General features: G+C 59.8%; 14 protein-coding genes and 1 pseudogene. 8 read left to right on the top strand and 7 right to left on the bottom strand.

Going from position 1 to position 17108, the window contains the following annotated elements; all coding sequences use genetic code 11:
• Nucleotides 1–107: 107 nt before the first annotated feature.
• The 3 genes from AB4O41_RS27605 to AB4O41_RS27595 all read left to right on the top strand — a co-directional run bounded on the left by AB4O41_RS27605 (nt 108) and on the right by AB4O41_RS27595 (nt 3355).
• The gene (locus AB4O41_RS27605; RefSeq protein WP_460145463.1) at nt 108–848 is read left to right on the top strand and encodes a response regulator; all 741 of its coding nucleotides are present in this window, start codon (nt 108–110) and stop codon (nt 846–848) included.
• On the top strand, nt 845–2158 hold the full coding sequence (locus AB4O41_RS27600; protein WP_460145462.1) for an ATP-binding protein: 1314 nt from the start codon (nt 845–847) through the stop codon (nt 2156–2158). Before AB4O41_RS27605 ends, AB4O41_RS27600 begins: the two co-directional genes overlap by 4 nt.
• 267 nt (nt 2159–2425) lie before the next feature.
• Nucleotides 2426–3355, top strand: coding sequence for an alpha/beta fold hydrolase (locus tag AB4O41_RS27595; RefSeq protein WP_460145461.1), 930 nt, complete (start codon nt 2426–2428; stop codon nt 3353–3355).
• Between the two features lie 311 nt (nt 3356–3666).
• Here AB4O41_RS27595 and mqo read toward each other — a convergent pair whose 3' ends face one another.
• The 4 genes from mqo to AB4O41_RS27575 all read right to left on the bottom strand — a co-directional run bounded on the left by mqo (nt 3667) and on the right by AB4O41_RS27575 (nt 8430).
• Entirely contained in the window at nt 3667–5313 is a 1647-nt protein-coding gene (gene mqo, locus AB4O41_RS27590) for a malate dehydrogenase (quinone) (protein WP_460145460.1), read from the bottom strand.
• A gap of 318 nt (nt 5314–5631) precedes the next feature.
• Nucleotides 5632–6342, bottom strand: coding sequence for a GNAT family N-acetyltransferase (locus AB4O41_RS27585; protein WP_460145459.1), 711 nt, complete (start codon nt 6340–6342; stop codon nt 5632–5634).
• 60 nt (nt 6343–6402) lie between these two features.
• A complete protein-coding gene (locus AB4O41_RS27580; protein WP_460145458.1) occupies nt 6403–6972 on the bottom strand; it encodes a YceI family protein in 570 nt (189 codons plus the stop codon).
• A gap of 126 nt (nt 6973–7098) precedes the next feature.
• On the bottom strand, nt 7099–8430 hold the full coding sequence (locus tag AB4O41_RS27575) for an aminotransferase-like domain-containing protein (protein WP_460145457.1): 1332 nt from the start codon (nt 8428–8430) through the stop codon (nt 7099–7101).
• Between the two features lie 88 nt (nt 8431–8518).
• Between AB4O41_RS27575 and AB4O41_RS27570 the strand changes: the two genes are divergently transcribed.
• Both AB4O41_RS27570 and AB4O41_RS27565 read left to right on the top strand, forming a co-directional pair.
• Complete coding sequence (locus AB4O41_RS27570) at nt 8519–9415, top strand: DMT family transporter (RefSeq protein ID WP_460145456.1); 897 nt, start codon at nt 8519–8521, stop codon at nt 9413–9415.
• Nucleotides 9416–9560: 145 nt separating this feature from the next.
• Nucleotides 9561–10105, top strand: a pseudogene (locus AB4O41_RS27565) (Hsp20/alpha crystallin family protein).
• 85 nt (nt 10106–10190) lie between these two features.
• On the opposite strand, the gene AB4O41_RS27560 reads toward AB4O41_RS27565, so the two are convergent.
• The 3 genes from AB4O41_RS27560 to AB4O41_RS27550 all read right to left on the bottom strand — a co-directional run bounded on the left by AB4O41_RS27560 (nt 10191) and on the right by AB4O41_RS27550 (nt 12777).
• Nucleotides 10191–11108 carry a universal stress protein gene (locus AB4O41_RS27560; protein WP_460145455.1) on the bottom strand — a complete coding sequence of 306 codons (918 nt, stop codon included), beginning with the start codon at nt 11106–11108 and terminating at the stop codon, nt 10191–10193.
• A 144-nt stretch (nt 11109–11252) separates the two neighbouring features.
• Nucleotides 11253–12491: an MgtC/SapB family protein gene (locus AB4O41_RS27555; protein WP_460145454.1), complete on the bottom strand. Its 1239-nt coding sequence runs from the start codon at nt 12489–12491 to the stop codon at nt 11253–11255.
• Nucleotides 12492–12534: 43 nt separating this feature from the next.
• Nucleotides 12535–12777, bottom strand: a complete 243-nt coding sequence (locus AB4O41_RS27550) for a hypothetical protein (protein WP_460145453.1) — start codon at nt 12775–12777, stop codon at nt 12535–12537.
• A 320-nt stretch (nt 12778–13097) separates the two neighbouring features.
• Between AB4O41_RS27550 and ftsH the strand changes: the two genes are divergently transcribed.
• The 3 genes from ftsH (at nt 13098) to AB4O41_RS27535 (ending at nt 16818) form a co-directional block, all read left to right on the top strand.
• The gene (gene ftsH / locus AB4O41_RS27545) at nt 13098–14924 is read left to right on the top strand and encodes an ATP-dependent zinc metalloprotease FtsH (RefSeq protein ID WP_460145452.1); all 1827 of its coding nucleotides are present in this window, start codon (nt 13098–13100) and stop codon (nt 14922–14924) included.
• 129 nt (nt 14925–15053) lie between these two features.
• On the top strand, nt 15054–15800 hold the full coding sequence (fnr, locus tag AB4O41_RS27540) for a fumarate/nitrate reduction transcriptional regulator Fnr (RefSeq protein WP_460145451.1): 747 nt from the start codon (nt 15054–15056) through the stop codon (nt 15798–15800).
• A gap of 34 nt (nt 15801–15834) precedes the next feature.
• On the top strand, nt 15835–16818 hold the full coding sequence (locus AB4O41_RS27535; RefSeq protein ID WP_460145450.1) for a zinc-dependent alcohol dehydrogenase family protein: 984 nt from the start codon (nt 15835–15837) through the stop codon (nt 16816–16818).
• Nucleotides 16819–17108: the final 290 nt, after the last annotated feature.

Genomic DNA, 17108 nt, shown 5'->3' with positions numbered 1-17108 from the left:
GCGTCTGGCTAATGCCTTACGCCCGGACAGACTTACGAAGCCCTACGGACAGGCGCCGGGGCATCGCCACTCTGCGCAATCGACGCGCACACTTCGGAGCAAAAGGAATGGGACACATCGATCACGTACTGATCGTGGATGACGATCGCGAGATCAGGGAGCTGGTCGGCAACTACCTGCAGAAGAACGGCCTGCGCACCACAGTCGCCGCGGACGGGCGCCAGATGCGGGCCTTTCTCGAAACCAATCAAGTCGACTTGATCGTGCTCGACATCATGATGCCGGGCGACGATGGCCTGCAGCTGTGCCGGGAACTGCGGGTCGGCAAACACAAGGCCACGCCCGTGCTGATGCTCACTGCACGCACCGATGAGACCGATCGCATCATTGGTCTGGAAATGGGTGCCGATGACTATCTGGCTAAACCATTCGCCGCCCGCGAACTGCTCGCGCGCATCAATGCGGTGCTTCGGCGCACCCGCATGCTGCCGCCCAATCTGCTCGTCACCGAGAGCGGTCGCCTGCTCAGGTTCGGCCGTTGGCGTCTGGATACCACGGCCCGTCATCTGCTCGATGACGACGACACCCTCGTCGCCCTGAGCGGCGCGGAATACCGGCTGCTTCGCGTGTTCCTCGATCACCCGCAGCGTGTGCTCAGCCGCGACCATTTGCTCAACCTGACCCAGGGTCGAGAAGCGGATTTGTTCGATCGCTCCATCGACCTGCTGGTCAGCCGCCTTCGCCAGCGCTTGCTGGATGATGCCCGTGAGCAAGCCTATATAAAAACGGTGCGCAGTGAAGGTTATGTCTTCACCTTCGCGGTAGAAATGCTTGAGGAGCAGGTATGAAGTTCGCGTTGCATTGGCCGCATACGCTGGCATCGCGGTTGTGGCTGATTTTTCTGGCCGGTCTGCTACTCGCTCAGGCACTGACGTTCGGAGCGCAGTATTACGAGCGTTACCAGAGTACGAAGACGGCCATGCTGGGCAATTTCGAGCATGACACGGCGACCTCCATCGCCATCCTCGACCGCTTGCCCGCCCCTGAGCGCCAGGAGTGGACCAAACGCCTGCAGCGTCGCAACTACGATTATCTGCTGCGCGAACATGACGCCGGCATTCCGCTCGCCTCGAACGATCTCGCCGCGATAGCCGCGCAATCGCTCGAAGCCTCTCTGGGTCGCGACTATGACCTGACCTTCGTCCAGATCCCTGGCCCACGCGAACATTTCCAGGCCCAGCTGCACCTCGCCGATGGCAGTCCGGTCACCATCGATGTACGCCCCTCGGTCAGGCCGCTGTCGCCCTGGCTTCCCTTTGTGCTGTTCGGTCAGCTCATGCTGATGATCGCCTGCACCTGGCTCGCCGTTCGGATTGCGACCCGCCCGCTCAGCCGCCTGGCCGAAGCGGTCGAGAATCTCGACCCCAATGCACACCCCGTGCATCTGGATGAAAACGGCCCCCGTGAAGTGGCCTATGCGGCCCGGGCCTTCAATACCATGCAAGCACGGATCGCCGGATACTTGAAGGAGCGCATGCAACTGCTGGCGGCGATTTCCCATGACTTGCAGACGCCCATCACCCGCATGAAGCTGCGCGCTGAGTTCATGGTCGACTCCGTGGAGAAAGACAAGCTGGGCAGCGACCTCTACGAAATCGAGCACCTGGTCCGCGAAGGCGTCGCCTATGCCCGCAGCGTTCATGGCGCAGCTGAAGCCAGTTGCCGCATCAACCTGGACTCCTTTCTCGATAGCCTCGTGTTCGACTATCAGGACACTGGCCATGAAGTCAGCCTGCGCGGCAAGAACGGCGCGGTCATCGAGACACGCCCCCATGCCCTGCGGCGCATCATGGTGAATCTGGTTGATAACGCACTCAAATACGCTGGCAACGCTGAAGTGGAAATCGCCGGCAATGCCAGCGCGGGCGTTTCGATCAGCGTGCTCGACCGCGGCCCGGGCATCTCAGAGGACGTTTTGGCTGAAGTGACGAAGCCGTTCTATCGCGTGGAAAGCTCACGTAACCGCAACACCGGCGGCACCGGCCTAGGCCTGGCCATCGCTCTGCAACTGGCCGTGGCCATCGGCGGATCGCTGAGCCTGCGCAACCGCGAAGGCGGGGGTCTGTGCGTCACTCTCAACCTCGGGTCCAATCCGTAGGTGCTTCTCGACCGTGCAATCCCTACCGATGGGCCTGCACGAGCAGGGTTTTGTAAGCGACTGTATCCAGCGCCTTTCCATACTCACAAATATTAGAAACGGCCGGTTCTGAACACAGCCGGTATACATTCCCCTGCAAGAATTCTCCCTGTCGACTCGCCATCGGATAGCCGGATGGCAGTGATCTAAGCGGCGCTCCACAGCACGCTTACTCTCTCCAATATTTTTTTAAGCGATCATTCCGCTTGCTCAACCGAGGAACCTTAAATGAGCAAAATCACCAACACACTTCTAGCAATCAGCGCGGCATTTGCAACTTTGGCGGCAGACTTCAGCCTCGCAGAGACTCCAAAAACCCGTGGCAACAGCTACATAACGACCCAGGATGGCGTACAGCTTTACTACAAGGACTGGGGTCCGAAAGATGGACAAGTCGTGACGTTCAGCCATGGTTGGCCGCTGAATTCGGACAGCTGGGAATCGCAGATGATGTTCCTGGCGGACAAGGGCTACCGCGTCATTGCTCACGACCGGCGCGGCCATGGTCGCTCCAGCCAGCCGTGGGAGGGCAATGATATGGATCACTACGCTGACGATTTGGCCACTGTGATCGAAACGCTCGACCTGAAAGACGTAACCCTGGTCGGTTTTTCAACCGGTGGCGGTGAGGTTGCCCGCTACATTGGCCGGCACGGTACCGGGCGCGTGAAAAAAGCAGCGCTCATCAGTGCCGTCCCGCCGATGATGCTCAAAATCAATGACTACCCAGGCGGCCTGCCGATTGAAGTCTTCGACGGCCTTCGCAAAGCGTCGCTGGAAAACCGCTCGCAGCTGTATCGCGACATCGCCTCCGGCCCGTTTTTTGGCTTCAACCGCAAAGGGGCAACACCCTCGCAGGGGCTGATCGATTCGTTCTGGGCCCAGGGCATGCAAGCGGGCCACAAAAACACCTATGACTCGATCGCCGCGTTTTCAGCCACTGATTTCCGCCCGGATCTGGCCAAATTTGACGTGCCCACACTGATCGTGCACGGCGATGACGATCAGATCGTACCGATCGCTGCCTCGGCGCATGCCGCAGCCAAGCTGATAAAAAAATCGCAGTTGATTGTCTATCCTGGCGCACCCCACGGCTTGGCAGATACACACAAAGAGCGGCTCAATCAAGATCTGTTGACGTTCCTCCAGCAAAAGTGATTATCGAGCCCCGCGCAAGCGGGCTTCTTATTGGTGCGCCAGGTATGGCGCGTTGCGCGCAAGCGCAACCAGCTTGGCTGAGCAATGAGTCCTGCCCAAGGCAATCTGCAGCGCACCGATACTGACACCAACATCGCATCGATCAAAGCCGAGCTGAAGGCGTAAATGGCCTGGAATAAGCAACCGGCCGCAAGTATGCAGTGACCCAAACCGAGCGCAGGCGTGCCGAGGTGCCCTTGCAAAAAACCGATCCCCACAAAAAAGCCCACTGACCGTCACCGATCCAGTGGGCTTTCCGATTACGCTTCTAGCTACAGAGCCATATCAGTCGCAGCATTAGCCTTCGGCGCCTTAGCCGGAGCGGCCGGAGCAGCAGCCGGAGCCACCGCCTGACCAATCACCGGCGGCGGAGTCAGCTGCAATACCTTAGCGGTATAAGCCCACTCTTCCGCAACCTTCGCAGGGTTGCTGTTCAGCTGAGTGCCATAGCTCGGCACGATCTGATGCAGCTTTTCCTGCCAGGCTGGCGAGGCAACCTTGTCCTTGAACACTTTCTGCAGCACGGTCAGCATGATCGGTGCGGCAGTCGATGCGCCCGGCGATGCACCCAGCAGACCAGCAATAGTGCCGTCAGCAGAAGCAACGATCTCGGTACCCAGTTTCAGCACGCCACCGGCAGCTTCATCACGCTTGATGATTTGCACGCGTTGGCCGGCTTGCCACAGGCGCCAGTCTTCGGCTTTGGCGTTCGGGAAGTATTCTTTCAGGGCGTTGAGGCGGTCTTCGTCAGACAGCATCAGCTGGCCTGCAAGGTACTCGACCAGCGGGTATTCCTTGATGCCGACCTTGGTCATTGGCCACACGTTGTGTGTGGTGGTGGTGGTCAGCAGGTCCAGGTACGAGCCTTCTTTCAGGAACTTGGTGCTGAAGGTCGCGAATGGACCAAACAGGATGACGCGCTTGCCGTCCAGCACGCGGGTGTCCAGGTGCGGAACCGACATTGGCGGTGCGCCAACGGAGGCTTTGCCGTAGGCCTTGGCCAGGTGTTGTTCGGCGATGGTCGGGTTTTCGGTCACGAGGAACGAGCCGCCAACCGGGAAGCCTGCGTATTCCTGGGCTTCAGGAATGCCGGACTTCTGCAGCAGGTGCAGTGCACCGCCGCCCGCGCCGATGAACACGAACTTGGCGTCGGTTTCGGTTTTGGTGCCGTCTTTCAGGTTTTTGTAGCTGACGCGCCAGCTGCCGTCTGCGTTCTTGGTGATGTCTTGCACTTCGCTAGACAGTTTCAAGTCGAACTTCGGCGTGGTTTGCAGGTGCGCGACGAACTGGCGGGTGATCTCGCCAAAGTTCATGTCGGTGCCGATCGGGCTCCAGGTGGCCGCGACTTTCTGGTTCGGGTCACGCCCTTCCATCATCAGCGGAACCCACTTCTTGATCACAGCCGGGTCTTCGGAGTACTGCATGCCGGCGAACAGTGGGCTCGCTTGCAGGGCTTCGTAGCGCTTCTTCAGGAACTTGATGTTGTCATCGCCCCACACAAAGCTCATGTGCGGCGTGGAGTTGATGAACGAACGCGGGTTCTTCAGCACGCCTTGCTGAACTTGCCAGGCCCAGAACTGACGGGAGATCTGGAAGGCTTCGTTGATTTCAACGGCTTTAGCGATCTGGACATTGCCCTTATCGTCTTCCGGGGTGTAGTTCAACTCGGCCAGGGCGGAGTGACCGGTACCTGCGTTGTTCCAGCCGTTGGAGCTTTCCTGGGCGACGCCGTCGAGGCGCTCGACCATTTCCATCGACAGGTCAGGTTCCAGCTCATTGAGCCAGACACCCAGCGTTGCACTCATGATGCCGCCGCCAATGAGCAGCACATCGACTTTCTTTGCCTCTTCCGCGTAGGCGGACGTGATCCCCATCGACAAAGCCAGCCCCAGCAGGGCCGTGTTCAGTTTCTTAAACATCTGTAGCACCTATGATAAACGTCTTCCGCCCCCAATCCTCAATCATGAGCAACCCAGGTGTACGGGTACGCAGGCAGCGCGCCGTGGGTTCCTGCATCTACAAGGATTTGAAGGTGGGCACACAAGGCCGACGTGACTCCATCGACCTCAGTTATATGTCCCTCGCGTACTGATTTTTATCATTATTGGCTCAGCTACTTTGAGCGACATTGATTCTGTCGGACGTCTGTAGACGTACGAACCGAATAAGTCAAACCAAGTTAATGCGACAGAATATCACGCCTCGGCCAGCCTGCGCGCCCGAAAGGACTCAACAGTCTAGACGAGACGAGGCCCGCGATCGGCGTCTTTGCTCAAACGATCCAGCACAAACGCCTTGGCGTTGCGCGTCATCTGGTCGAGATGCCGGTCGCGCTGCTTCTCTGCATCGATCATCGCCCGCTTGCCGTGTTTCTGCAGCAGATACGTATGTATCTGCCGCACCTCCAGAGAACTGTAGATCGATGTGACATCCAGTAAGCCCATCAAGCCTTCGGTACCGTGATCACGGGTGTTCATCAGCACTTGCGTGCCACGCACGCCCAGTACCTGAAAGCCCATCGATTCGAACCAGGGCACCTTGGCGACGGTGCAGGTGAGTTCTGCATGCGGATAGCGGCCGAGCATGTGTTGCAGCATCGCCCGGGCGACGCCCCGCCGCCGATGGCTGGCCTGCACCGCCATATACGCCACGCCGCACGCTTCGGGATCGTCCTTGACCGGCAGGTACAGCAGAAAACCGGTGACCGTCTCGGGGTCTTCGTCATCCGTTGCAACGATCAGTTCGACAGCAATGCCTTTGGCGCCGCTGAGCGCTTCTAGGTAGAGATGAACCTCGTAGCCCACCGTGTATTGATAGACGTTGTACAACGGGTTGCTCGGCGCGATGCCCACCATGCTGATGTCGGTTAAATTGTCGACGACCATCTGCAGAATCTGGCTGTTGATGGGCTCCGGGCACGGGGTGGCAAAGTGGGTGAGCTGGGGCATTGGGTTTCTGACTCCGGGTTAAGCCCGCTATTGTCACAGATCGAGCCCCTCACAGGAAAATCACCGCTCGGGCGCGACGATGCGGAAGCGGATGTTGATGTCGTTGGAGACAACCGTGTCACCCCACTCCCCTTCTCCGATCTTGAAGTCCCTGCGTTTAACAACGATGTCGCCATCGAAGATGCCGATGGCTTTTTCCGGCTTCAACTGCACCTTCACCTGCAATTCGCGCGTCATGCCCCTGAGCGTGAGATTGCCGGTGATCAAGTAGCGGTGCTCGCCCAGTGCTTTCACCCCGGTCGATTCAAAGGTCGCCACCGGATAGTCCGCCGTGTTGAACCAGGCTGGCTTTTGCAGTTCGCTGTTGGCATCGCTGCCCCCGGCGTCGATGCTGGCAAGGTCGATGGTCAGCCTGGCGTGGGCCGCCGTGGGGTTCGCCGTGTCGAAATCGAGCGTGGCGTCGAACTTGCCGAAGGTGCCGTACGCCCGGGAGCCGAACTGGTTATAGGTGAAAGAGATCTTGCTGGCGGTGGTGTTGACCTGGGTGTACTCGACGGCGTGGGCGCACGGCAAGGTGCCGAGCGTGAGGATGGCGAGCAACGCGGCGAAACGCGTGAATCGAGGGGTCATGGGATTCTCTGGTTGAAGCGCCCTTCAGGGATTAAGTACCACACCCGTATGGCTGCGATAGCTGGACTTAAGCAAATATTCGCGGGTTACGCTAGCTGTCGGGATAAACACGATCTGTAAGGCTGACTACGAATAAGCCCCAATCATCCACTTCACTTTTTCCAGCGCCTCGCGCAATGCGCCCATCTCCACCGAGCCCAGCGCCAGGCGAAATGCATGCGGGACGTTGGCCGAGGTGGCAAACGGTTCAGCGGTGGAAACCGACACGTTTTGGCGCATCAACGCCATGGCAATCTGGTCGGCCCTGGCGTCTTCCGACAATGGCAGCCAAAGAAAATACGACGATGGATGGCGAATGCAGCGCAGCCCCGCCAGTACCTCGCCGGCCACGACTTGCCGGGCCTGTGCGTCCTGGCGCTTTTCCGCTTCCAGTTGCAGGACGGTGCCGTCGTCGAGCCATGCAGTGGCAATTGCCGTCATCACACCCGGGGTGTTCCAGGTGGTCGCTTTGATCGTGCGCTCCAACGCGGGCACGTGTTCAAGGGGCGCGACGACGAAGCCGACGCGCAATCCAGTGGCCACACTCTTGGAGAGCCCTGACACGTAGAACGTCCTCTCGGGGGCGAGTGCCGCCAGCGGTGCGGGGGGATTTTCTGCCAGGAAAGCGTAAGCGGCGTCCTCAATGATCAATAGTCCGTGCCGACGCGCAATCGTCACCAGGTACTCGCGTTGATCGGCATTCATCACCCATCCCAGCGGATTGTGCAGGGTCGGCATTGTGTACACGGCCCGCACGCGCCTATGCCGGCACAGGTTTTCCAGCGCCTCCAGATCAGGCCCGTGATCGTCCACCGGAATGGGCACGATTTCAAGGTGCAGTGAGTCGGCCAGGGCCTTGAATCCTGAATAGGTCAACGCATCCGCCGCAATCACGTCACCGGGTTGCAACAGCGCCATCAGGGTCACGGCCAGCCCTTGCTGGGCACCGTTGACGATCAGCACCTGCTCCGCCTCGACCGTCAAACCCCGGACGCGCAGATGACGCGCCACAGAGGCGCGTTCATGCGGGCGTCCTGCGTGTGGCTGATAGCGCAGCAGCGATTCCAGATCGCCGGCCGATGCGAGCTGGCGCAGGGCATTTCGCAGCAGTTCTGCCTGCCCGGGAAGCGCTGGATAGTTGAAGTTCAGGTCCGTCATGCCAGCGGCAACGGCATGCTGGTCGATAGCCTGGTTGGGTGACCACGAGGTTTCCCTGACGAATGTCCCCCGCCCCGCTTCCCCGCTGACCAGCCCCATGGCTTCCAACTCCGCATAGACCCTGGTTGCCGTCACCAGAGCCAGCCCTTCGGTTGCCGCCAACTGACGGTGCGTCGGCAAACGCGTGCCCGGCAACAATCGTCCGGAACGGATACCCGCCGCAAATTCATCCACCAGTGATTTGTAGCGTGAACGAGGCATGCGCAAGTGTATCCATGACAATATTTTGATTGTATTGAGTTTCGTCCATACGATGCCTCCCATGCAACCTGCATAAAGGGAGTCGCCAATGGAACGCACATCGAACCTGCAACACCACACCACGGAAAAAGCCGCGAGCGGCTGGCTCAACGGGTTCATCGGTGTGCTTATCTTCAGCGGCTCGCTGCCCGCAACACGGGTGGCTGTCCTGGAATTTGACCCGGTCTTTTTGACGGTTGCCCGGGCCAGCATCGCGGCCATTTTGGCGTTGTGCATGCTGCTGCTTTTCAATGAAAAGCGACCGGCCAAGCGTCAGCTTCTCTCCCTGGCAATCGTGGCGCTCGGCGTTGTATTCGGGTTTCCGTTGCTGACGGCGCTGGCGCTGCAATATGTGACGTCTGCGCATTCCATCGTCTTCGTTGGCCTGTTGCCACTCGCCACGGCAGCCTTCGGGGTGTGGCGCGGTGGCGAGCGTCCCCGGCCGGTTTTCTGGTTTTTCTCGGTATTGGGAAGCCTGCTGGTGGTGGGGTTTGCCGTCTCTCAAGGCCTGACCGCTTCTCCGGCGGGGGACATCCTGATGTTACTGGCCATCCTCGCCTGCGGGCTGGGCTATGCAGAAGGTGCGAAGCTTTCAAGAACACTGGGCGGCTGGCAGGTGATTTCCTGGGCACTGGTTCTATCGCTGCCGGTCATGATTCCGCTGACTTGGTTCCTGGCCCCGCCTTCGCTCTCGGGAATAACGCCGACTGCATGGTTCAGCCTGGCTTACGTCTCGCTGTTCAGCATGTTTCTCGGCTTCGTGTTCTGGTACCGCGGGCTGGTCCAGGGCGGGATTGCCGCCGTCGGTCAGCTTCAGTTGCTACAGCCGTTTTTTGGCCTGGCGCTGGCGGCTACATTGCTGCATGAGCACGTCAGCCTTGGCATGTTGGGTGTAACCGTTGCGGTGATCCTTTGCGTGGTCGGCGCACGCAAGTTCTCGAAGTAGACGGCTAGCAGTCAGAAACCGACTGTTGGTCGGTTTTAGAGCCGCAGGAATACTAACCTTTTAAGGTAAGGCCTGAATCTGTCGTGGTGGACCGGCCTCCAAGCTGTTCCCGGCCCACTGCAGTACTCGATAGGAGGAATGAAAAATGGCCAATGTCGAGAAGAAAATGCCGGTACACACCGACGACGAGAAAACCAATCAGCAACCGATGGTGACGGACCCTTGGCGGCCCTTGGATAAACTGCGCCAGCAGGTCGATCACCTGTTCGAAGACTTCAATCGTGGTTCAGGGCTGATGCCTTTCCGACGTGGGCTGTTCGATATCGAACCGCTCTGGAGTCGGGAATTTATCGGCCGTAGCCTGCCGGCGGTGGACATTACCGAGAAGGATGAAAGCTTCGAAATCACTGCTGAACTGCCGGGCATGGATCAGGACAATATCGACATCAAATTGTCCAACGGCAATCTGATCATCAAGGGTGAAAAGAAAGAGGACAAGGAAGAAAAAGAAAGGGTTATCACTTGTCAGAGCGACACTATGGCTCCTTCCAGCGGGCATTCAGCCTGCCCAAAGGCGTGGATGCCGACAAGATCGAAGCCAACTTCAGCAAAGGCGTGCTAAGTATTTCGCTACCGAAGAAGCCCGAAGCCATGAATGCGGACAAAAAGGTGCAAATCAAATCAAGCTGAATCGCCCTTCGCGCGACAGAAAGCCCCTTGCCGGGAAACCGGCCGGGGGCTTTTTTGTGGTCGCGAGGGAGCCCGGCAGAACCTGTCAGTCGACCCGGGGTAATGGCTTGACGACCGTCAGACTGGAGGGCGACCGGCTCAGCACACTTTCGGCCGTACTGCCGATGAATCTATCGATCCCGCGATGGTAAGTTGTCCCCAGTACCACCATGTCGAAGGCATGTCGTTGTGCAAAATGTGCGATCACCTCAGGGGGGATGCCAGGCAGTAAATGTTGCTGTTGTTTCTCGATTCCGTAGCGTTCGGCAAGCGCCTCAAAGGCCTCCAGCTGAGCATCGATGACCGCGTCTCTCAAACTGCCATCCAGTGTCGCTGTCGGCACGTTCACCTCAGATTCCCCCAACTCCGACCAGCCGTCGACATTTAGCAGGTGCAAGGTGGCGCCGCAGGACTCAGCCAGCGTCGAGGCCACGTCCAGAATCTGGTCATTAAGCCCTTGGGTCAGCGCCTCCAGATGGGACAGGTCGACGGTGGCGAGTATGCTCAACGGGTTTGGATTTGCGGCATCGGTGACCAAGTGCAAAGGGGCTGGACAGTCGCGCAGCAACTGCCAGTCCAGAGGTCGGTGAAAGACGCGATCGAGTGCCGGCACGCGGTGTGTGTCCTTGATCACCAGGTCCGCATGGAAGTCATTCACGTACTCAAGCAGATGCGCCAGGCTCGGTCTGGCCCAGACCACTTCGGTGGTCACCTGCAACCCCTCGTATCGTTGAAACCGGGCTTGCTGTTCCAGCCAGTGACGATGCACCTGCAAGTAACCTTCCCGTGCCTGGGCCATTGCGTCGTGGTCAAACAGGCCGGCCACCGCCAGTGCCTGGACATGATCGAAAGCGACGATGTGCAGCATCGCACCGGTTGCACAGGCCAGCGCTCGCGCTCGATCGAAAGCCGGGGTGCGGACCATTTCGGTCGGGGCAATCAATAGCAGACGTTGAATTTTCACCCTTACCCACCTCATCCCGGAAGCGCTTTATCCACATGGCGCACCTCGGCGCACGGCCATTTCGATGCAGCGGCTAGAACTACAGAGTGATCGCTCCAGATTCGGATGATTTGATCTTTGTCAGCTATAGGGCTCGGATGCGCGTCAGTGCAGCAAGATGCCCGCCCACATTGCCAACGTCAGCAAGACCTGGCCGGGGATGACATACGCGGCGAACCGTCGCCCGCCGCTGACCCACGCCACCAGGCATTTGCTCAGAGAGTTACTGCTGACAGCGATCAACACCGGCTCGGCAATTGCGTCGAATGGCAACAGCCCGGCCTTGGCCAGGGAGGCAATGGACGCCGTCGAGGAATGGGCATCGGCGAAACCGGTGAGCGTCGCCGTAACCATCACGCCCACTTCACCGAAGTGGCTGAGTACCATTGATGACAGGAAGGTGATGCCGGTCATGGCCAGCGCCAGGCCCAGCGCCAGCTTGAGGTTGAACGCACCACCGACCTTGATCGGTTGGTGGGTGCCGCTTGCAGGTTTGGGAAACATCAAGCCCAAGCCGTACAGCGCCGTGGCGGCGAGACCACACAACAGCGGTCCCCACATGTGCCGCAACAGACCGATGTCGACCGCCCCCAGGATCAAGCCGACCTGAGTGACCGTGGCCAGATTGGACAACATCGCGGCCGCGCTCAGGATTTTGACGTTGTCTGGTTCCTTGGTAGCAAGGTGTCCCATGCTGGCGATGGTCACGATGCTGGAAGCAAACCCGGAGGCGATAGCGCTGACCGTATAGCCGTAACGGACGCCCAAGTTACGAACGGCGACATGCCCTATCGCCCCTACTGCCATCAGCAATACCGTCAGGGTGCAAATGGTGCGCAGATTGATGGCGGCATACGGGCCGATAAAGCGGTCCGGCGCCAGTGGCAACACCACCAGCGCGGCGACCAACAGCACCAGGCCGTCGCGCATTTCCGCTTCGGTCAATTGGCTGCGCGCAAAGTGGTGCAGCTTTTGGCGATAAGTCAGCAGCCCCGCCACCACCACACCAATGGCGATGGCCAGCTCGGGAGCGGTGCTACACAACGCCCCCAATACCAACACCGTGAATAACGCCACTTCACTGGTTACGCCAGGATTAGTGCCCAGGCTTCGCCAGTAAGCCGCGGTGACCAGCAAGGCCAGACAGATCGCCATGATCCCCACCAGCAGACCGCCACCGACCTGCATCGCCACATAACCCAACAACGCGGTGATCGCAAACGTGCGCAATCCGGCACAGGCACGACTGTCCCCCCGCCCCTTGTGCCGTTCACGTTCAAGGCCGATCAGCATGCCGATCCCCAGCGCAGCTGCCGCCCCTGCCAGGCCCAAGATGTCGTTCATGCGATTCCCGTCCGGGTAAGCCTTGCCATCCTGGTCCGACGTGTCATTTCACGAGGTCGGTGCGAGCCTTTTGATCTGTGGCAGACGTGATGCGATGGTCAGGTGTCGGTCGCGCAAATGCCGCCAGGCCACTAGTCATCGGCCATTCGTGCGGCGCCTCGATACGCGCCTTGAGTTGGCCAACGAATACCTTCGCGGCTTGCAGACTGTTGAAGTTCACTTTCAGGGCATCCATCTGCACGACCCAGCCATGGGTTGTCCGCTCCTCTTTGATGTCAATGATCATAGACAACCTCCGTTAAACCTCGAGAGTCTCCCTGACACGCCATTGCGGTGTAATCGCAACACCCTCCAAGACTGCACCGGTATGACGGAAGAGACGTTGATAATGGTCAATATTTGCGGGCATCTGGCATTAACCAGATGGCTCCACCCGCGAGGGAAAAGCTGAAGCAGTCTATCTTTATTAGACGGGTCGGCCGCAGACCCACAAAAACAGGATTGCTGTAACTCAATGATCTTTCAGCGCCCGGACGAAGAACAACCCTGACCGGGCGGTCGCGGCCCGTTGCAAACGACCCTGCGTTCCCACTCTGAGCCAAGGCCATGAAAAAGAACGACCAGTGGAACCTGTCCTACTTCGCGATCGCTTTTATCGTGCTGAGCCTTATGCAGATATTCTTTGGCGAGCGCCAGTCCGTGCAGCCCCTCCCCTACAGCCAATTCCTGCAACTGTTGAACGAGCAAAAAGTCAGTGATTTGCGGGTCGATAAGGAGCAGATCAGCGGCAAGTTGCAGGAGCCCATCGACGGACGCGATCGGTTCTCCACCGTGCGGGTCGATCCGGCGCTCGCGACCGAACTCTCTCAATCGGGCGTCGGCTTTACCGGAACCACCGAAAACACCTTTATGAACAGCCTGTTGGGCTGGTTGTTGCCGTTTGTCCTGATCATGGTGTTCTGGAATTTCCTGTTTCGCGGGATGGCGGACAAACAAGGGCTTGGCGGGCTGATGAATGTCGGTAAGTCCCGGGCCAAGGTGTTTGTCGAACGCGATACCGGCGTGACCTTCGCCGATGTCGCCGGCATCGACGAAGCCAAGGCCGAACTGGTGGAGATCGTCTCGTTTCTCAAGAACAAGGAGCGATACGCACGCCTGGGCGCGCACATTCCCAAGGGCACCTTGCTGGTCGGCCCGCCAGGCACCGGCAAGACGCTGGTGGCCAAAGCCATCGCCGGTGAAGCCGGTGTGCCGTTTTTCTCGATCTCCGGCTCCGAGTTCGTCGAGATGTTCGTCGGGGTCGGTGCGGCCCGGGTACGCGACCTGTTCGAACAGGCACGGCAAGCGGCGCCCTGCATCATCTTCATCGATGAACTCGACGCGCTGGGCAAGATGCGCGGCGTCGGTACACTGGGCGGCAATGACGAAAAAGAACAGACCCTTAACCAGTTACTGGCCGAGCTGGATGGCTTCGATCCCCGTGAGGGCGTTGTGTTGCTGGCCGCGACCAACCGGCCAGAGGTCCTCGACCCGGCGTTGTTGCGGGCCGGGCGCTTCGACCGGCAGATTCTGATCGACCGCCCCGATCGCAAAGGTCGAGAGGCGATCCTCAAGGTTCATCTGCAGAAAATCACCGTGGAGCCAGGGCTCGATGGCGCGCGTATCGCCGAGATCACCACTGGTTTCACCGGTGCCGACCTGGCCAATCTGGTTAACGAAGCAGCCATCGTCGCCACCCGACGCGGCGCCGAGGCGGTCAGCCTGAACGATTTCACCGCGGCGGTAGAACGCCTCATCGCGGGGCTCGAACGCAAGAGCAGCCTGCTCGATCCCGACGAGCGCCGGGTCGTGGCCTATCACGAAATGGGGCATGCCTTGGCCGCCAGTACGCTGCCGGCGATGGATCCGGTGCATAAAGTGTCGATCGTCCCCCGCGCCATCGGCTCGCTTGGCTATACCCTGCAACGACCGACCGAGGATCATTTCCTGATCAGTTGCCAGACCCTCAAGGACCGGATTGTCGTGCTGATGGCCGGGCGCGCCGCCGAGGACCTTGTCTATGGCCAGATCTCCACCGGCGCCGCCGATGATCTGGGCCGCGCGACTGATATCGCCCGCCAATTGATCACCCGGTTCGGCATGAGCGCCGAACTCGGACAATCGGTGCTGGAGCGGCAAAACGCGACGTACCTGGGAGACCGCATGGCCACGGTGGGCGAGAAGGATTATTCGGAACAGACCGCCCGGGAAATCGACCTGGGTATCCGCGCCCTGCTCGATGAAGCCTACCAACGGGCCAAGGCATTGCTGGCGAGTCGTCGGGCCGACCTGGATGAGGGCGCCCGTCTGTTGCTGGAAAAGGAAACCCTCACCCCCGAGGAGTTCCCGCCTCTGCTGCCGTTGAAGCCAGCCCCGGCATTACCGCGGCTGTGACGCACCGATCAATCGTTGGTCGGCGCAACAAGGACACGCCTTTTCCCGCTCGTCGATTGCCCCCGTAAACGCCCGATTGAAACTGCGATCCGAACTATCCTTTACCCCACTGTCAGGGGGCTACAAGCGATGCCCGAAACCCGGCCATACCAGCATCATTATCTGAAGGCCGCGTGCTCCAATTGCAGCGTCCTGGAGTTATGCCTGCCGATCGGCTTGACCGGCCAGGAGGTCGAGCAGCTGGATACCCTGATCGTTCAGCGGGTAAAGGTTAAAAAGGGCACGGCTTTGTACCGGGCCGGTGATCCGTTGTGCTCGTTGTATGCGGTGCGCATCGGTTCATTCAAGACCAGCATGCTGTCCGTCGACGGCCGTGAGCAGGTGACCGGTTTTCAGATACCCGGCGAGATGCTCGGTCTGGACGCCATTAGCGACGACCGGCACGCCTGCAGTGCCTTTGCCCTGGAAGACAGTGAAGTCTGCCCCTTGCACTACGCACAACTGGAGAAACTCGCCCAGGAACTGCCCTCACTGCAACACAACATGAACAAGCTCCTGAGCCGGGAAATCGTGCGTGATCACAGCATGCTCATGATGATGGGCAACATGAACTCCGATGAACGCCTGGCAGCCTTCCTGCTGAACCTGTCGCAACGGCTGAGCATTCGGGGTTACTCCTCCCGAGACTTTGTGCTGAAGATGCGCCGTGAAGAGATCGGCTCGTATCTGGGCCTGCGCCTGGAAACCATCTGCCGGGGCATCGCTCATCTGCGGGATCTGGGGTTGGTCGAGATTGCCGGGCGTAACGTCAAAGTCCTGAATCTGGACGGGCTCAAGCAACTGGTTGCCGGCTGTCACCGGCAGACGTCCCTCTGACGCTTCATGGTGCATCGGCATTTGGAGAATCCTCATGCGCGCGATGGTTCTGCATGCCCCCGGCCAGCCGCTGCAACGGGAGGAGCGTGCCATCCCGATACCCGACGCACACCAACTGTTAATCAAAGTCCTGGCCTGTGGCGTGTGCCGCACCGACCTGCATCTGGTGGACGGTGAATTACCGCAAGCGGTGCTGCCGCGGGTGCCGGGCCATGAAATCGTCGGTGAGGTGACGGCGGTGGGTGCCGACGTTGCGCCCGATTGGGTCGGCAAGCGCGTCGGCGTTCCCTGGCTCGGCTGGACCTGCGGGGAGTGCACATTCTGCCGCTCGGGCCGGGAGAACCTCTGCGATCGCGCCCGGTTCACCGGCTGTCACCTGGATGGCGGTTATGCCGACTACACCGTTGCCGACGCCCATTTCTGTTTCCCCATTCCAGATGCGCTCTCGGCCACTGAAGCCGCACCGCTGCTGTGTGCCGGGCTGATCGGTTTTCGCGCATTGCAAATGGCCAAAGGCGCGCGTCATCTGGGCCTTTATGGCTTCGGCGCGGCGGCGCATCTGGCGATTCAGGTGGCGCGGGGCCGGGGGCAGCAGGTGTATGCCTTCACCCGACCGGGCGACAACGAAGGCCAGGCCTATGCCCGGACCCTCGGCGCCGAATGGGCAGGCCCCTCGGATCAACCGCCGCCTCATCCGCTCGACGCCAGCCTGATCTTCGCCCCCGTCGGCGCGCTGGTGCCGTTGGCGCTGGAAGCCACCGTCAAGGGCGGCTGTGTGATTTGCGCGGGCATCCACATGAGCGACATCCCCGGCTTCCCTTATCGACTGCTGTGGGGCGAGCGCAGCATCCGTTCGGTGGCGAACCTGACCCGCGAAGACGGCACCGCGTTTTTTGCAGAGCTGCGGCATACGCCCGTGCACAGCGATGTCACCTGTTTCGCCCTGGACGATGCCAATCAGGCACTGGCAAGCCTGCGAGCCGGTCAGGTCAAAGGCGCGATCGTGCTCATTCCCTGACGAGCGACTCCGGCTGCTTGACCGCCAGAATACTGCCCGGAACCCAGTCGGCGATCAGCAACACACGTTGATATTGACCCATCACACACCTCGATTCGGTGCCGGTCCAAAGCGCCGGCATGTTTCCAGACTGCTCTCGTTGCCCCCTACCCCGGTTGATTTACATCAGATGCGAGCGTTTGAACCTGCCTGTCACGAGTGTCTGATCCAGATCAGATTCAAGCGCCACCACCGGCGTAAAAAGAAATGAACCGCGTGGTTCGTTGCGACGCGCGAGCCTTTCAACCCGG

The sequence above is a fragment of the Pseudomonas sp. S2_A02 genome (assembly GCF_054668495.1).
Note: the sequence above shows the minus strand (reverse complement) of the source record. Positions and strands in the feature narration are given on the sequence as shown.